Source organism: Neobacillus sp. KR4-4 (assembly GCF_042136325.1).
Classification (GTDB): Bacteria; Bacillota; Bacilli; order Bacillales; family Cytobacillaceae; genus Neobacillus.
This window is the reverse complement of record NZ_JBHHJU010000031.1, coordinates 42,612-58,810: the sequence shown is the minus strand read 5'-3', so window position 1 is coordinate 58,810 and position 16,199 is coordinate 42,612. Positions and strand designations below refer to the sequence as shown.

Below are 16,199 nucleotides of genomic sequence, written 5' to 3'. Positions count from 1 at the left end.
TTAAAGTGGCTGGAGGAATTTTGTAGATAGGAATTTTTGAATATTATGGAAAGATATTTGTGGTTACAACCAAGAATCCTACGCTTAATTAGAGATATCTTTCCATAAACAAAAACTTTCGATAATTACCCTTATGTAAAGCTTTACATAATGGAAAAACCCATCTTTCGATAGGGTTAGGAATAGAAGCTTTAAATCAGGGCTATAAAGTGATTTTTACGACTATGGGAGATTTAATTCATACATTAAAGACAGAAGAAATCACGAGAAAATCGAAAACCAGAATGAAACGAATTCGAGAAGCAGACTTAGTAATTATAGATGATCTGATGTTTATGGCTATGGATAAGCAAGAAGCTAATATGTTCTTTCATCTAATAAATAACCTTTATAATCAAACATCCATTATTTTATCTTCAAATAAAGGTCCAAAAGAATGGGGTGAGCTATTAGGGGATCAAGCAATTACTACAGCCATACTGGATCGAATATTGCATCGAGTAGAAATTATTCATTTAAATGAAGATAGTTGGCGAATGAAACATCGAAAAACAATATTTGGCGATCAAAGTGTTTCAAATTAATTAGCAGAAATTGTGTCATTCTACTTGACGGTCACAAGTGTCCAGAAAGTTTAGTTCGTATATATAAATTATGGAGAGGTTAAAAAGTTTGTCAGATTCGTTACAAAAGTCTAACTTATATATATTAATTATATAGAGAGCTCTTTCGAGAGGTCTTATTTTTTTTACCCATATGTTGTACAAATACTACAATTTTAGGAGATTGATATAATATGACAAAACGTGATAACCTTCGAACATTCTCATTTGATGTTCGTGTAATTCAAGACTTTCTGAAGTATTGCAAAGAGAATCATTTAAATGCAAGCGCAATTGTTAATGAGTTAGTCAAAGATTATATGAAAGACAAAAGCATAGAGAAAAAAGACGTTCATGATTTTGATGAACTTTACTAAAGAGTAGCGAAAGCTGCTCTTTTTATTTTTGTTCGGAGGAGGAACCAGAATGGAGAAAATTGCTCTTAAAGCATTAGAAATCGAACTTAAGTTTTTCATTGGATTGTTTGTGATCGGCACAGTCAATTTCATAAATAGTTTGTTCAATTAATTTACGTTTTTCAAAAGACAGTAATAATAACAATACAAGAGGAGAATGGAAAAATGGAGGAACTTAAAATGAAAGCAAATGTTAGATTCGAAAGATATGACAAATTGAAAGCAGACTTTACTCAAGTTTCAAATGGAGTTTTCGAATTACTTAAAGGAAAAGCAACAGCTTATATGGTCTACAGCTATTTATGTCATAGATACAACGCAACAAAAAATTGTGCATTCCCTTCCATTAAGACAATTCAACAAGACTTAGGAATTGGAAGTAATAAAACAGTTGTTACAGCTATTGATCAACTTGAAGAAAAGAATTTAGTTAAAGTTCTTAGAAAGAAAGAATCAGCTAATAAAAACGAAGTTAATAAATATGTTGTATACATCCCGGTTGTTATTAATGCTCTTACTAAAGAAGAAGAAGAACTTGCACCAGAAGAATTTATTGGAGAGATAGAGCTTTAATCTATCTCTTTTTTTTGCAATCATTTAGTAGTGTAAAAAGTACACTTACCTAGTGTAATTTTTACACTTCAGTAGTGTAAAAAGTACACACTATTAATATTTAATAATAATACTTAATTAATAAAATTTATTTTATTACGTAATAAACTACGTTTATTACGTAAGGAAAAAACTTGGAGGAACTCAAAATGGAAAAATGTAAATGGATAGAAAAAGATCACTTATTATTTCAATGTTATGAAGACGGAAGTATTAAAGTTTGGAATACAACAACAGCAGAATTACCTTCAGTTCTAACTGATGAAGAAGATTTTTCTAAAAATGGCGGTCATGAGAATAATCGATATCTTTCAACTCATGGTCATTATGCTCATAGATTAGTAGCTGAAGCATTTTACGGACTAATCCCTAGAGGATATGTCGTCAATCATATTGATAGTAATAAGCATAATAATAATTTAAATAATCTAGAGATTGTTACTCATGCAGAAAATATTCGTCATGCTTTCGAAACCGGAGCCCATGACAGCTGGATTCTATCAGACTCAGAAAAAGAACGAAGAGTCATTAGACATGAAATGAAAACAATGAATAATTACTGGGCGATCTACGATAAAGACCTAAATCATATTCGTTCATATGAGACTCAATTTGAAGCAGCTCAAGCTCTTGGAGTCAGTCGACAAACAGCTAATAATTCTTTCCGATTAGGTAGGCCGATCTTCAGAAACTTCTATATCTGCATGCCGAGTCAAATTGAGAAGCTTAAAGAAAAATTAAATAAGTTGTAGAATTTTGTCCAGAAAGTACAACTTAAATATATTATTTATAGAGAGATAAAAGTTGATTTTTATATCAAAAACACTGTTACAAAAAGGGCTTTCGTATATATTAAATTATAGAGAGGTAAGTTGCGGAAACAACTTCCCTTATCACAATGCATGTCGCCTCCTTGTTTTACCTCGTCGGTTTGACGAGCTTTGAGTTCTTTGATTTGTGAATTTCTTTTATAGTGAGTCAGAGTTTACCTCATTTCTCTGACTTGCTGCATCCTTTTACGATCCGATCTAACTATTTTGGTTCCATGAGTTTCCTCCGATACTTCTTGTTTTGAAATAAATTAGATCGGATCGTAAAGAGATGCAGCCCTTGCTCAAGCTGCACCAAATATCTACGTCATCTAAAGACCACCATCGGAAGATGAAAGCCAGGCTACACAGTTAGTTTGGGAATAAGGCGTACCTTCGGGTACGTCTTTTTTATTTTGTGTTTGCTTGATTTTTTAATCAATTAATAGAAAGGAAGATACGATGGCTAAATTTTGGTTCGGAAAACCTTCAAATGAAGATAGATTTACAGCAACTTCTGTTTTTGTAAGTAGACCTCTTCCTACTGTCAAAGAAGAAGATGCATTAAAAATTCCAACTGTTAAGTCAGCAATCGAATTAATCAGTGGAGCAATATCTCCATTGCCGATCTATCTATATGAAGAAAATGAAACTGACAATTCGATTGAAAAACTGTCAGATGAACGTATTCATACTTTGAACTGTGAAGCAAATGATTACGATACTGCTCAGGTTCTGAAGAAGAAGATTGTTACTGATTACTTGCTTCATGGAAAAGCTTACTTATTTAAAGATGAGTCTGGTAAACTTCATCATCTTAAGTCAAGACATGTTCAAGAAGAGGCTTGGGAAGAAAACGGGGTCAAAATTGTTAAGAAAGAGTATACCTACAATGGCCTAACTGAAACTGTAATTTTAGAAGAAAATGAAGTAATCTTAATCGATTCCGGAACTAATGGATTGCTAGTTGATTCAGGAACATTGTTTTCGACAGCTATTGAACAGCTGAACTATCAAAATTCATTGATGCAAAATTCTGCTACTCCAGTTGGTATTTTGAAAGCTGCTTCACGATTAACTGAACCGGCGATCAACCGATTAAGAGATGCATGGCAAAGCTTATATTCTGGAACTAGAAATGCTGGTCGAACAGTAATTCTGGAAGAAGGAATGAGCTTTGAGAAACTCTCAATGAATCCTCAAGAACTGATGTTGAACGAAAGTAACAAACATCTAGTTTCAGAGATTGCTAGGGTTTTCAACATTCCTGAAAGCATGTTGAACAGTGCTGCTAACAAGTACGCAAGTAATGAAGCGAACTCGATTCAGTTCTTGCAAATTACACTGCAACCAATCTTGACTTCAATTGAAAGCGCTTTTGATAAAAAGTTGCTAAATCAAGAAGAGAAGCAGCAAGGTTACTTCTTTAGATTCGATACTTCTGAAATTCTTCGTTCTACTGAAGCAGAGAAGATTAAAGCAGTATCTGAAGGATTGAAATCTGGTATTTTCTCATTCAATCAAGCAGCACATAAACTCGATCTACCAAAAGTTGAAAAAGACTATCATTTACTTTCAATTGGAAATGTCATGAGACATGAAGATGGCACCATGGTTTACCTGAACTTTGGTGAACAAAGTAAAGAAGGAGGTACAACATCTAATGAAGATGGAACTAAGAACGACGAACCTCGAGCTATCGAAGTCTGATGGTGATTTAGTTGTTGAAGGTTATGTAAACAAGCCTGGCAGCTTAAGTCAACTTCTTGGAACAGCTAAAAAGTTCAAAGAAAAGATTGCACCAGGAGCCTTCAAAAGAGCCATTGAAAATCGATCTCGAGAAATTGATTTCCTAGCTGAACATGATAACAAGTTAGTCCTTGCTTCTACTCGAAACAGTTCACTTGAGCTACGAGAAGATGAGCAAGGTCTTTTTATGTCTGCAAAGATTTCACCAACAAGTTATGGCCAAGATTACTTCACTTTGATTTCTGAAGGATTGATTCAATCAATGAGCTTCGGATTCAGAGCCTTGAAAGATTCTTGGACAAGAGAAAACGGAGTTCATATCCTTACTGTTCATGAGTTGGAACTCTTTGAAGTGTCAGCAGTTAAAGAACCTGCTTACCTTCAATCAATGATTTCTGCTCGTGGAATCAATTTAGTTGAAGAAATAGACGTTCCTGAATTGGAACAACAAAATTTAGAAGAAGAAAGAGGAATGGATAATATGAAAAAAATCGAAAAACGTACAAGCACTGATTTTGCTGAATTCTTGAAAGATGGCGAAGTTCGTGATTTACAAACAACAGCTAATGGTACTTCAGTAATTCCTGAAAACGTTGCTGATCTTATTGTTAAGAAAATGCAAGAGACTTCTCCCGTATTTGCACAAGCACGTAAGTTCCCAATGAATAACGGTTCTTTAAAAGTTCCTTACGAAACTACTAACGCAGTAGCAACATTCGTTGGTGAAACTGATACTTTAGAAGAACAATCTTTAGGATTGAATCATGTAACTCTTAAGCAAAAACGTGTCGGTGCTGCAACTCGCCTAACTAAGCAATTAATCAACGAAATGGCTATTGACGCTGAAGCTTATGTTTCTGATCGTTTAGCTCGTGGTCTTGCTAAAGAAGTAGAGAAAGCTATCCTTGTAAACGGTGGCGGAGCTGATGCGGAAAACTTCTCTGGTTCAATCAAGCATGCTGCTGGTATTACAGAAATCGATTTAGGAGCAGGTATTGATGCTGCAATTGACATGGACCTTCTAGTTGATATGTACAATTCACTTCACCCTGACTTCTTAGATGGAGCAGAGTTCATCATGTCTCGTCCATTCTTCAACAAGGTTGCTAAGTTGAAAGATGCTAATGAACAATACTACCTACAAAATGGTATCGTAAACGGCAAAGTAACTTATACGTTACTTGGTGCTCCAGTTCGAGTTTCTGATGCTATGGAAGCAGGAGATACTTTAGGTCAACACCCAGTATTCTTCGGTAATATCGGTGAAGCATATGCAATCGGTATTCGTGGAGAAAAATCTATCCAACGTATTGCTGGTGACACTACTCAAGCATTAGCTGGTACAGTGTTGATCGTTGGAGACTTATACCTTGACGGTACTGTTGTGAATGCTCAAGCAATCGTTCGTGGTAAAGTAACAGCTTAATCTTTTATGTGAAATTATTCACAAATTAAGAAGTCAGAATCTTCGGATTTTGACTTCTTTTCTATTTCTAAAACTACTGAAAAGGATGATATACAGAATGGCAAAAATCACTGGTATGAACTGCAAATTGTACATCAAAGATGCAACAACTGGAAAGCTATTAGCTGGACAACGTAACGCAACTTTAAATAGATCGGCTGAATCTATTGATGCAACATCAAAAGACACAGCTGGATTCTGGAAAGAGTCTTTACAAGGTTTTAAAGAATGGTCAGTAGATGCTGATGGAGCATTTGTTGAATCTGATGAAGCTTATGGATTACTAGAGCAAGCATTTATCGACTCTACTAATGTAGTAGTTTATCTTCAATTGCCATCAGGTACTAAGTACGAAGGCAGTTGTACGATTACTGACTTTAGCTTAGAAATGCCATATGACGATTTAGTCACATACAGCATTAGTCTGCAAGGCAGTGGAGCGTTAAATATCGTAACTGCTTAATCTGTATAAGGCAGATAACAGTATGAGCAGTATAGCAGATATGTCTAATAGGCATAAAGCTGATATATCAGATAAGCATATAGCAGATATATCTGATAAGTATAGGAGACTGAGAGAGCTTATCTCTTAGTCTTTCTTTACTACTATTATATGAGATGGAAAGGAGTATCAATAATGCATACACTTGAGATGAATAAGAAGGTACGCTTCTTACAAGAGATTAGACATGAGATCGGTGATAACAACTTCCGTAGATGCTTAGCAAGAGTCTATACTCAACACTACATCACAGTGCTTGAATCAAACGAATTAAAGATTAGTAGGGAAGATCTTGTGTTTCGTGTGAATTGTATGTTACAAGAGCACAATGTAAAACCATTATCATACTACTTCTTTAGACAATTCGATTTGGTTGGAGTATTGAAGTAAGATTCGCTAGTTCGTTCACACACGATCGGACCAAAACAGACTCGCCTACTTTTTTGGCAAAAACGATCAAAACCACCAAAATAACGAGGTCAGGGGCGCGCACAGAGCCTGCTATTTTTATAAATTCTATTTTATTGTAAAAATATGTAAATTATGGAAGGAGAGATAGAATGGAAGCACCATCATATTTTAATGACACCGCAAGACGATTCCATGGCTTCATTATAGATGAGCTGCAGAAAATCAATCGTCTCCAACAGACAGACAAGCCAATCATTGAAGGACTTGCTTTCAACTTGGCAATGGTAGAAGATGCTCAGAAAACGATTCTGAAAGAAGGTTCAATTATGGATGGCCTTCATGGAAAGAAACTGCATCCAGCTGTCGATCTACTAAATCGTTCTCAAGCTAAAGTCAATGAAGCATACAAAATTCTTGGCTTAGATTCAGGTATGAGATTGAAGATTGAAAAGAACGAAGAAGGTAAGAACGACTGGAGTGACTTCTTATGATTTGGATGAAAATGGTCAAAGAACTTAAACCGAAAAATGAAGAAAAATTCGTTGAGCTGCTGAAAAGAACTCCATGCGATCCATTGATTTATGTGCTGAAAGTTGAACAAATGGTCGGAGTCAACGCCAATGATTACTACAAAATTCTAATGAAAAAGTACGAAGAAGAAAGTAATGACAAGCTATTCAAGGTTGCTCGTGAATACGAATACCTGCTTCGTAACGATCGAGATGGAAAGAAAGATTGGTGAATATGAAACAGTACAATTTCTTGTTGAACGGAAAATTGATTTATGTAACAGCCGAAAACGTAGAACAAGCAGAAAAGCTTGCTGAACTTATTTCGAAACAACTGGAGGAAGAAAAATGAAAGTAACTGAAATCGACTTAGCTTATGTTAAAGACTACTTAAGGATCGACTTTGAAGATGATGACAATATGATCTCTACAATGTTGGTTGCATCAAAGAGCTTCATCCAAAGTTATCTGAATAGAAAGTTCACTGATTTCGAAGAGATTCCAGAAGAATTCACAATTGCTGCTTTAGCTTTAGTTGCTCATTGGTATGAGAAACGTGGAATTCAATCTGACAAAGATACAGCTAAGGAACTTTCGTACGTGTTCTCTGGACTGTTGGATATGCATAGAAACTGGAATGCCGTTAGTACTCAATGATTCGGTCATGTCATTAAATTGATGTGGCCGACTATTTTTTTTAGCCGAAAACAGAACAGAATTCGAAGGAGTTTATAATAATTATGATGTATAATCACAAGACTTGGATTTGTCTACTTTCTTAATTTTTTATTGTTATATTAAAAATTAATTGATAAATTAGACATAGACGGAAATAGAAAGTTAGGGATAAAGTAATGAAGTTGGTCCGTACTAACATAAGAAATTTTAGGTCAATAAATAGTTGTATTGTACAAAATGGTAAAATTTCATCATTAGTTGGTGAGAATAATTCTGGTAAGTCGGCTATTTTGAGGGCATTAAATGCTTTTTTTAACTATGAAGAAGAAGAAATTAATTTCTTGAACGGTTTACATCAATATTCAAATAAAAGCTTGGTAAGGATTGAATTAGCTTTTGAGGATATTCCTGATAAACCAAATTTTCGAGATAAGATTAATAACGATGAACTTGTCATAAGGATGACTTATTCTTTTGCAACGAAAAAGAGGAAAATTGATTTTAAGAAAAATGGCGAATATCAGACTCTCCCTAATGATTTTATAAATTTAATAAAAGAAGATATTAATTATGTACTAATACCGCCCAATAGAGATCAGCGACAAGTAATTTGGGCTGAAAACGCACTAATTAGAATTGTTCTTGAAGAGTACTTAAAAAGAACTACTGCCAAAAGAGACAATTTTACACCAAAAGTGAAGGCTGCAGCTCAAAATTTAGAAAACGTAGCTTTTTCAAAAGTTGAAGCTGCAATCGAAAAATACTATTCATTAAACAAAAATTTTAATTTCAAATTGAATTATGATAGACAGATAGATTACTCTCTTCTCTTAAATGATATTACTCTCGATATTGAAGAAAAAGGTCATAGATACAATATAACTGAAAGTGGTAGCGGAATTCAGAGTTTAACCATTATCGCTTTATATAGGTATTTAGCTGAACTAAGACATAACAATATAATTTTAGGCATCGAAGAGCCAGAAATAAATTTACATCCACAGGCTCAGCGAGAATTTATTAAATCAATTAAAGATAATAATAGCGGCAGTCAAAATGAAATACAAATAATATTTACCACGCATTCTGCTGTTATCGTTGACCAATTAGATCATGATGAAATTATTCTTTTCCGTAAAGAACCAGACAGTACTAGAGGATTTAAAACATCTGGCTATCAAGTTCCAAAAAACTTTTGGGATAAACATAATCTCCAAGAATTTAAGTATTACCAATTTTATCGTTATAGAAATAGTGAATTCTTTTTTGCAAAATTTATTATTATTGTTGAAAGTAAAAATGATGCAGAAGTTGTAAAATTCTTATTGGGACAAAATAATGTTGATTTGGACTTATGTGGGGTAAGTATATTGAATTTAGACGGGATAAATAATTTGAGCTATCCTGTTTATTTACTACAATCCTTAAAAATTCCAAACTTTATTATTGTTGATAAAGATTTCTTCATTCCCTACTTAAACGCTAGCTTAGATAATAGTAGAAATGATTCTGGTTTCCCAAAATATAAGTTGGAGTATAAGGATACGCAATTGTTAAAAGATTTAATTCCAAAACAAGCAGATAGAGATAGGCTATTGCGCTTATTTGGGAGTAACCACAGTAAAGCTATGGATTTACTAGAAAAGTACAACATGTTATCAATGACTTATTGTCTCGAAATGGACTTAGTTGCATCTAAAACAGCAACCAAAGTATTTTATCAAGTTTTACCAGGTCCAAAAGTGGAGGAATCTGAGAAAACACAAAAAAACCTATTAATTACCAGAAAAAAACAAATAAAAAAATTAGAAAATATTTTAGAGGTTTTACAAAAGTTGGGGAATATGAACTTGCCTAATTCATATAAGAGAATTAAAAAGGTTCTAACAGCTAAAATTAAAGAGGCAAACTCCTAAACATTCTTAAAATATAAATCATACAACGCTGACCAAACAATGATATGTTGTTTGGTTTTTTTCAATATTATCAGAATTTAAAAATAAAATATCAATTTTATTTATGTATTTAAAATGAAAAAAAAGTAGTTGAGTTAAGTTAACATACTCTTGTCCTGCACTTTCTCCGATTTGTGCAGGATTTTTTTTATTTATTAGGCGTACTAATTTCCTCTATTTCTTTATTAATTCGATTCAAGTACAACTCATGTACACCAATCTTTCTTGAAAGATATTCAATATCTTTTTTCATATTCATAATTTCAAAAACAGCTTCAATTAAAAATTCACTATCGTTATCTTCATCTGTAATTTTTAATATTTCTATTACAAGATTATACCGATCTTCAGAGCTCATATTTCTAACTACCTTCTTAACTTGTTCATACGTTTCCATTAATAATTCCTCCCAATGTCATTTAATAAAATAAAAAGCTTTTATTCTTCCATATCAATTTCCATTCGAGGTAAATTGCTGTTGTTGTAGTGTCTGTAATATAGCTCTAAGAGTAACTTCCATCGTTCATCATTCGCCATTTCCTCAATTGCTTTCAAAACTTCATCAGCAGTTTTCATTTTAATCCTCCTTTCTAAAAAAATTATAACACCTCTCGTTTACAAATTAAATTCTCAAGATAGAAGTATTATGAGGTGATCAGAATGCTACCAACAAAAGAAGAACTTAAGCAGCATCTAACGGAAAAAATGACGAATCAAGATATTGCAAATATCTATGGAACAACTTTTCGGAAAATTATTCAACTTATAAAGAAGTATGAACTGGATCAGAATAAGTTAAGAAAGATTGATAAATTCATTGTTTATGAGCATTGGTTTAATGATGGAGTTATTTATGTCGGAAGTGGAGTATGGTATCGATGCAGAAGATATACTAACAGAAGGAACTTGGAACATAGAAATCTGATGGAACAAGGAAAGGTAATGTACAAAATTGTTGCTGAGTTTGATACCCAAGGGGAAGCAAGAAAAATAGAATCCCAACTTATTAAAAAATACAAAAATGAGGGTCAGGCAAAATTCAATAAGAAACGAGATTGACGACCAGTGTTACCTAAGGCATAATTAAAAGTAGTCTTGTGCATCATTTAATTTTGATATTGTAAAACCGTTGGTGAGGTTGGCTTAAAGGCACTTACTGAGTTCTATACGACTCAAAATCGTGTTCCGTGAGGAGTATCGGTTCGACCCCGATCACCGGTATCTTTATTTTATTACTTTTTCTTATCGTCAATTAGCAGTAGAATTGAGTTATATCAACGTTTTGAACGTCTATTTACAGTAATGTAAATAGGCGTTTTTTGTTTGTCTTTAAGTTATTCTTTGCTGTTTCCTTCATGACAAAATTACTTCAAATCGTGTTCAATGGTGAGGGTAAATATCGATATGGCATTTTGAAGTGTAAAATATCTTTGACACCCCATTTATCATATTTTATAATCAAGATGTAAAAAACCTTTTACACCTTATAAAATCTAAAGGTGGCTTAGTGAATGGAAAATAGAATTAAGGAGTACAGAGAAAAAAGTAGTCTATCTCAAGGGAAGTTAGCAGAATTATGCAATGTAAGCAGGCAAACGATTAACGCTATCGAGAACAATAAATATGACCCAAGTTTGCAGTTAGCATTTGATATCGCAAGGACATTGGGAGTCGCCATGGAAGATTTATTTATCTCTGAGATTGGGGGAAAAAGGAATGAATAAAACCAAAAGTATTATCGTTATTTTAGTCTTTATTGTTTTTCTATCCATTGTAGGATTTACCTTATACAAATGGGTTAGTTATGGAACTATAGATGCAGCTGGTATTTTCTTTAGTTTTCTAGCGTTAAGCTATTTTTTTAATTTGCTTAATTGGGGCCATCATGAAGGTGGTGGCGAGAAAGATGAATTAGACAGGCATATTGAAACCCAAAGTGCCAAAATAGGTTATTATGTTCTCATGATTTTATCTGGTTTAATATTGTTTATTTCTGAAGGAACAGGCAGTTTCAATGAAATTGATAATTATCCATTGGTTATAGTAGTGGGTATTACTTTTGTTACAGTTCCGATTACAGAATTTATATATTCTAAGAAATACAGGTAAGTATACTAGTACCTATCTAATTAACAAACGAATAACATTATTTAAATAGCACAATAGAACTTTTTAAGTTCAAGTTCATTTTAAATGAAAAGAAAGCTCAGAAATGTTGATATATCAATGTTTCTGAGCTTTCTTCGGTTTTGTCGGTCACCATAGAAAACAAACTTTGCAGCTTCTAATTTGATTCTTCAATAGGTCCAAATAATTGTTCATTCCAATGTAAAATTATGTCCTCTTCTAAGGAACGCTTATGTTGTTGCAATGCTTCAATTAAGGAGGAGAGGTCACGATTTTTTAATGCTTCAAACATATTATGATGATCTTTGTGTCTTTTTAAGCTATTTTCAAAAACTTCACTGTACCCAACTCGTGCTAGTGAAATTATAGGGTTAATACTGTCATAAATGTTTTGAACCTTATGATTCCTAGCATATTGCACCAATAATTGATGGAACTCCTTATCTAGTTTACTGTAAGACTCATAAGAAAAGGGCTGTACTCTCAATAGTGAATCCATTTTTTCAATTATTTGTTTCATATCTTCTATCTGTTCATCTGATAAATGCTCAATAGCTTGTGCTGCCGCCCATGTTTCAACCATAAATCGAGCATCGAGAGCCTCCATACAATCTTTGAAACGTAATTGGGTGATGTATGTTCCTTTTCTTGGAAATATTTCGACTAACCCATCATGTACCAATTGATTTACCGCTTCTTTTACGGGTGATCGACTTACTCCATATTTATTTGCTAATTCAATGATATCCAATTTTTCTCCAGGTGAAAAAATCCCGCAAATAATTTCATTTCGAAGTTCTTTATATACTTGTGTTGCAAGAGCAGAAGTATCAATCATTATAGTAAATTAACCTCCCAAAATTCATAGGTAATTTGCAATACCTAACATGTAACATGTCACACTATTAATAAATTATAGGGGAATTATATACTTGTAGTCAATTTCTTGTGTGAAAGTAAATTACAAAAAAGACAATAAAAAAGAATTGACTGATTATTTATTTTATTCTAACATTACCTTGTGAAATATGAAATGTGAAATGTTACATGTCACAAACTATTCATTTACAATTTTTAAATTATATTCGGGTTAGAAAATTTGTTTATACTTTTAAAATTGGGGGTATAATCTAAGGGAATATTTTCCTTTTTATGGGAATTATATGGCGCTTTACAATTGTTTTATAAAATTTCTAAAAATAAAGAAAATTAAAATATTGACAATTCGGAAAGTTAAAGATTAAGATGATGTTAGAGTTTTAAATAGTTATATCTAGTTTTATAATATAAAACTCCGAGACTAATTTTGTCTCTTGTTTTAAGTCCTATTATGAAAACTAAGTTTTATAATATAAAACTAAAGGTGGTGATAAATTTTTTTAAGTATAAATGATACCGCTTTCAAAAAACAAAAACCATTTTAATTGGGGGATGAGCGATTAAATGAAAAAGTTATTTTCAGTAGCGACTGGTGTAATTCTTAGTGCTTCTTTACTTCTTTCGGCTTGCGGGGGAGCAACAGAAAAATCGTCTTCCAATGAAGCTTCAGCCGGACCGGCTAAAACAATAAAAGTGGCAAATTATTTTGCTGAAAACCATCCGCAAAACGTTGCTTTAAGAGAAAAGTTCAAAAAGATTGTTGAAGAAGAATCAAAAGGAAGCCTAAAGGTTCAAATATACCCAAATAGTACGCTTGGAGCGGAAAAGGAATTTTATGATGGGGTTCGTAACGGGACAATTGAAATGGGCATTCCGGGCTTAATTATGCAAGCTGACATCCCAAAAATGGGTGTTCCAGAATGGCCATTCCTCTTTAAAGATTATGAGCATGTCAAAAAAGTTCTAAATGGAGAAATTGGTAAAGAACTAACAGCAGATCTTGAAAAACAACATGGTGTGAAACCGCTCGCCTGGAGTGCAAATGGTTTCCGTATGTTTTCTTCAAACAAGCCAATTAAGAGTCAGGATGATTTTGATGGACTACGATTAAGGATGCCAAACATCCCTAACTATATTACTCTCGGAAAACTTCTTGGCGCAAATGTCAGTCCGCTTCCTATTTCAGAAGTATTTACAGCGCTTGAACAAAAGGTTGTTGATGGCCAGGATAATCCAATTGCAACTTTGAGGGCTTCTGGATGGTATGAAGTGCAGTCGGATGTTTTAGAGTCAAAACATATGTTTAGCCCTAATATTTTCATTATTAACAGCAAGTTTTATAACAGCTTAACAAAAGAACAGCAAAAAATTATCGAAGATGCTTCCAAGGAATATGCAGATTATGAATTTGAACTAATGGAAAAAAGCTATGAAGATGATAAAAAATTCCTTGAAGAAAAAAATGTAAAGTTTAATACTCCATCTGATGAATTTGTAAAAGAAATGGAGAAAGCTGCCGAGCCTTTATATAAAGATATCTATAAGGAATATGACTGGGCAGAAGATTTGGTAAAACGAATTAAGGATGAGCAATAGAAAGGCATGCCCTTTCTTAAAGCTCTTCTTTATAGAGAAAGGCGGGAGGAAGATGGAAAAGTTATCAAATTACTTGGAAACGATGTTGAACATTTTTATGGCGTTTGCTCTTTCCTTAATGGTCATTCTTGTTTTTGGAAATGTTGTTTTACGTTACTTCTTTAATTCAGGCATAACATGGTCAGAGGAAATATCCCGCTATTTATTTGTCTGGTTAACCTTTTTAGGAGCGATAGGTGCTTTTAAGGATAAAGAGCATCTTGGAGTTGATATGCTTGTAAAACGTTTGCCAACCGGATTGAAAAAGGTAGCACTGGTTATCAGTGATTTATTAATGCTATATGTTCTTTATTTGGTCCTTGATGGAAGCTGGAAAATGACCTTGATCAATTTACATAGCAAAGCTCCTGCAACAGGTCTTCCGCTTGCTGCTGTTTACGGGACAGGGATTTTAGTCAGTATTTCAATGGGGTTAATATTAATCAATAATCTTATTAAACTCTTAACTAATAAACTGACGGATGAAGAATTAGTGCTAATTAATGATTCTGAAGAAATGATTGATTTCCACGAAAAAGACTTGATAAAGGAGGGAAAACAAGCATGATTGGTGTGTTTTTAGGTTCTCTGCTTGGGACGATGGCTCTTGGGATGCCAATTGCTTTTGCACTTTTATTGAGTGGCGTTGCATTAATGTACTTTCTTGGGATATTTGATAGTCAGATTATTGCCCAAAACTTAATAAGTGGAGCAGACAACTTTCCTTTGATGGCTATTCCCTTTTTTATGCTTGCTGGGGAATTAATGAACGCTGGCGGGCTTTCCCAAAGAATCGTTAAAATGGCGATGTCTATGGTGGGGCATATCAGAGGCGGCCTTGGTTACGTTGCTATCATTGCAAGTGTATTGTTTGCCAGCTTATCTGGGTCGGCTGTAGCAGATACTGCTGCACTAGGTGCGATATTAATTCCGATGATGGTAAAAAGCGGTTACGATGTTAATCGGTCAAGCGGGTTGATTGCGTCAGGAGGAATCATTGCACCAATAATTCCTCCGAGTATTGGATTTATAATTTTTGGAGTAACCAGCGGAGTGTCGATTACCAAACTTTTTATGGCAGGAATCGTACCAGGAGTCCTGCTTGGGGTAGGGCTTTGCGTTACCTGGGCGATTGTAGCCCATAAAGATCAAGTGACTGTACAGCCTCGAAAATCTATGAAAGAAATTTTGATTTCAGTTAGAAATGGTTTTTGGGCCCTGTTATTGCCTTTGATCATTATTGGAGGGCTAAGAGGAGGAATTTTCACTCCAACTGAGGCGGCTGTTGTTGCTGCTGCTTATGCGCTATTCGTTGGGATGGTGGTGTACCGTGAATTGAAACTCTCAGAGCTATTTCACGTTCTTGTGAGAGCAGCAAAAATGACGAGTGTTGTTATGTTTCTAGTAGCTGCTGCATTGGTTTCATCTTGGTTAATTACCGTTGCCAACCTCCCTGAACAAGTTATTACTCTTTTGGAACCGTTATTGGATCATCCATTATTACTTCTTTTGATGATTAATCTTTTAGTAATTATTATTGGAACTGCGATGGATATGACACCTACGATTCTTATCCTTACACCTGTTTTAATGCCTTTAATTGAGAAGGCTGGGATTGATCCAGTTTATTTTGGAGTCCTATTTATCCTTAATAATGCTATTGGTTTGTTAACGCCGCCTGTCGGTACAGTGTTAAATGTTGTCTGTGGAGTTAGTAAGATAAGCATGGAAGATATCATGAAAGGGATTTGGCCTTTCCTTCTAGTAGAAGTGGTCGTTTTGATTCTACTAATTTTATTCCCTGATCTTGTACTAGTTCCGCTCGAATGGTTTATATAACGTAAAGGGGA

Annotated in this window: 20 protein-coding genes and 1 pseudogene; 18 read left to right on the top strand and 3 right to left on the bottom strand. The window is 33.9% G+C overall.

The window, feature by feature from the left end; all coding sequences use genetic code 11:
• Positions 1-152: 152 nt before the first annotated feature.
• The 12 genes and pseudogenes from ACE198_RS23770 to ACE198_RS23715 form a co-directional block, all read left to right on the top strand.
• A pseudogene (locus ACE198_RS23770) lies at positions 153-584 on the top strand (ATP-binding protein); the annotation flags it as partial.
• A gap of 212 nt (positions 585-796) precedes the next feature.
• Positions 797-979, top strand: a complete 183-nt coding sequence (locus ACE198_RS23765; RefSeq protein WP_375377280.1) for a hypothetical protein — start codon at positions 797-799, stop codon at positions 977-979.
• A gap of 204 nt (positions 980-1,183) precedes the next feature.
• The gene (locus ACE198_RS23760) at positions 1,184-1,591 is read left to right on the top strand and encodes a helix-turn-helix domain-containing protein (RefSeq protein ID WP_375377279.1); all 408 of its coding nucleotides are present in this window, start codon (positions 1,184-1,186) and stop codon (positions 1,589-1,591) included.
• 188 nt (positions 1,592-1,779) lie between these two features.
• On the top strand, positions 1,780-2,382 hold the full coding sequence (locus ACE198_RS23755) for an HNH endonuclease signature motif containing protein (protein ID WP_375377278.1): 603 nt from the start codon (positions 1,780-1,782) through the stop codon (positions 2,380-2,382).
• Positions 2,383-2,901: 519 nt separating this feature from the next.
• Positions 2,902-4,149: a phage portal protein gene (locus tag ACE198_RS23750; protein ID WP_375377277.1), complete on the top strand. Its 1,248-nt coding sequence runs from the start codon at positions 2,902-2,904 to the stop codon at positions 4,147-4,149.
• Positions 4,103-5,614 (top strand): phage major capsid protein, encoded by a 1,512-nt coding sequence (locus ACE198_RS23745; protein ID WP_375377276.1) that lies wholly within the window; start codon positions 4,103-4,105, stop codon positions 5,612-5,614. The genes ACE198_RS23750 and ACE198_RS23745 overlap by 47 nt, the downstream gene beginning before the upstream one ends.
• 85 nt (positions 5,615-5,699) lie before the next feature.
• Positions 5,700-6,116, top strand: coding sequence for a phage major tail protein, TP901-1 family (locus ACE198_RS23740; RefSeq protein WP_375377275.1), 417 nt, complete (start codon positions 5,700-5,702; stop codon positions 6,114-6,116).
• Between the two features lie 174 nt (positions 6,117-6,290).
• On the top strand, positions 6,291-6,545 hold the full coding sequence (locus ACE198_RS23735) for a hypothetical protein (RefSeq protein WP_375377274.1): 255 nt from the start codon (positions 6,291-6,293) through the stop codon (positions 6,543-6,545).
• A 170-nt stretch (positions 6,546-6,715) separates the two neighbouring features.
• Positions 6,716-7,057 (top strand): phage terminase small subunit P27 family, encoded by a 342-nt coding sequence (locus ACE198_RS23730; RefSeq protein WP_375377273.1) that lies wholly within the window; start codon positions 6,716-6,718, stop codon positions 7,055-7,057.
• Entirely contained in the window at positions 7,054-7,308 is a 255-nt protein-coding gene (locus tag ACE198_RS23725) for a hypothetical protein (protein WP_375377272.1), read from the top strand. Before ACE198_RS23730 ends, ACE198_RS23725 begins: the two co-directional genes overlap by 4 nt.
• 115 nt (positions 7,309-7,423) lie before the next feature.
• Positions 7,424-7,732, top strand: a complete 309-nt coding sequence (locus tag ACE198_RS23720; RefSeq protein WP_375377271.1) for a head-tail connector protein — start codon at positions 7,424-7,426, stop codon at positions 7,730-7,732.
• Between the two features lie 197 nt (positions 7,733-7,929).
• On the top strand, positions 7,930-9,669 hold the full coding sequence (locus ACE198_RS23715; protein WP_375377270.1) for an ATP-dependent nuclease: 1,740 nt from the start codon (positions 7,930-7,932) through the stop codon (positions 9,667-9,669).
• 187 nt (positions 9,670-9,856) lie between these two features.
• Here ACE198_RS23715 and ACE198_RS23710 read toward each other — a convergent pair whose 3' ends face one another.
• Together ACE198_RS23710 and ACE198_RS23705 are read right to left on the bottom strand one after the other, a co-directional pair.
• The gene (locus ACE198_RS23710; RefSeq protein WP_375377269.1) at positions 9,857-10,105 is read right to left on the bottom strand and encodes a hypothetical protein; all 249 of its coding nucleotides are present in this window, start codon (positions 10,103-10,105) and stop codon (positions 9,857-9,859) included.
• Between the two features lie 41 nt (positions 10,106-10,146).
• Positions 10,147-10,284 (bottom strand): hypothetical protein, encoded by a 138-nt coding sequence (locus ACE198_RS23705; protein ID WP_375377268.1) that lies wholly within the window; start codon positions 10,282-10,284, stop codon positions 10,147-10,149.
• An 84-nt stretch (positions 10,285-10,368) separates the two neighbouring features.
• Here ACE198_RS23705 and ACE198_RS23700 point away from each other — a divergent pair, with 84 nt between their 5' ends.
• The 3 genes from ACE198_RS23700 to ACE198_RS23690 all read left to right on the top strand — a co-directional run bounded on the left by ACE198_RS23700 (position 10,369) and on the right by ACE198_RS23690 (position 11,817).
• The gene (locus tag ACE198_RS23700; RefSeq protein ID WP_375377267.1) at positions 10,369-10,767 is read left to right on the top strand and encodes a hypothetical protein; all 399 of its coding nucleotides are present in this window, start codon (positions 10,369-10,371) and stop codon (positions 10,765-10,767) included.
• A gap of 452 nt (positions 10,768-11,219) precedes the next feature.
• Positions 11,220-11,432, top strand: coding sequence for a helix-turn-helix transcriptional regulator (locus ACE198_RS23695; RefSeq protein WP_251463178.1), 213 nt, complete (start codon positions 11,220-11,222; stop codon positions 11,430-11,432).
• On the top strand, positions 11,425-11,817 hold the full coding sequence (locus tag ACE198_RS23690; RefSeq protein WP_251463177.1) for a DUF2178 domain-containing protein: 393 nt from the start codon (positions 11,425-11,427) through the stop codon (positions 11,815-11,817). The genes ACE198_RS23695 and ACE198_RS23690 overlap by 8 nt, the downstream gene beginning before the upstream one ends.
• Before the next feature lie 175 nt (positions 11,818-11,992).
• Here ACE198_RS23690 and ACE198_RS23685 read toward each other — a convergent pair whose 3' ends face one another.
• Positions 11,993-12,673, bottom strand: coding sequence for a GntR family transcriptional regulator (locus ACE198_RS23685; RefSeq protein ID WP_375377266.1), 681 nt, complete (start codon positions 12,671-12,673; stop codon positions 11,993-11,995).
• A gap of 605 nt (positions 12,674-13,278) precedes the next feature.
• On the opposite strand from ACE198_RS23685, the gene ACE198_RS23680 reads away from it, so the two are divergent.
• The 3 genes from ACE198_RS23680 to ACE198_RS23670 are packed head-to-tail and all read left to right on the top strand — an operon-like array spanning position 13,279 to position 16,188.
• Positions 13,279-14,310, top strand: coding sequence for a TRAP transporter substrate-binding protein (locus ACE198_RS23680; protein WP_251463176.1), 1,032 nt, complete (start codon positions 13,279-13,281; stop codon positions 14,308-14,310).
• Positions 14,311-14,362: 52 nt separating this feature from the next.
• Positions 14,363-14,917 carry a TRAP transporter small permease gene (locus tag ACE198_RS23675; protein WP_375377265.1) on the top strand — a complete coding sequence of 185 codons (555 nt, stop codon included), beginning with the start codon at positions 14,363-14,365 and terminating at the stop codon, positions 14,915-14,917.
• Complete coding sequence (locus ACE198_RS23670; RefSeq protein WP_375377264.1) at positions 14,914-16,188, top strand: TRAP transporter large permease subunit; 1,275 nt, start codon at positions 14,914-14,916, stop codon at positions 16,186-16,188. Before ACE198_RS23675 ends, ACE198_RS23670 begins: the two co-directional genes overlap by 4 nt.
• Positions 16,189-16,199: the final 11 nt, after the last annotated feature.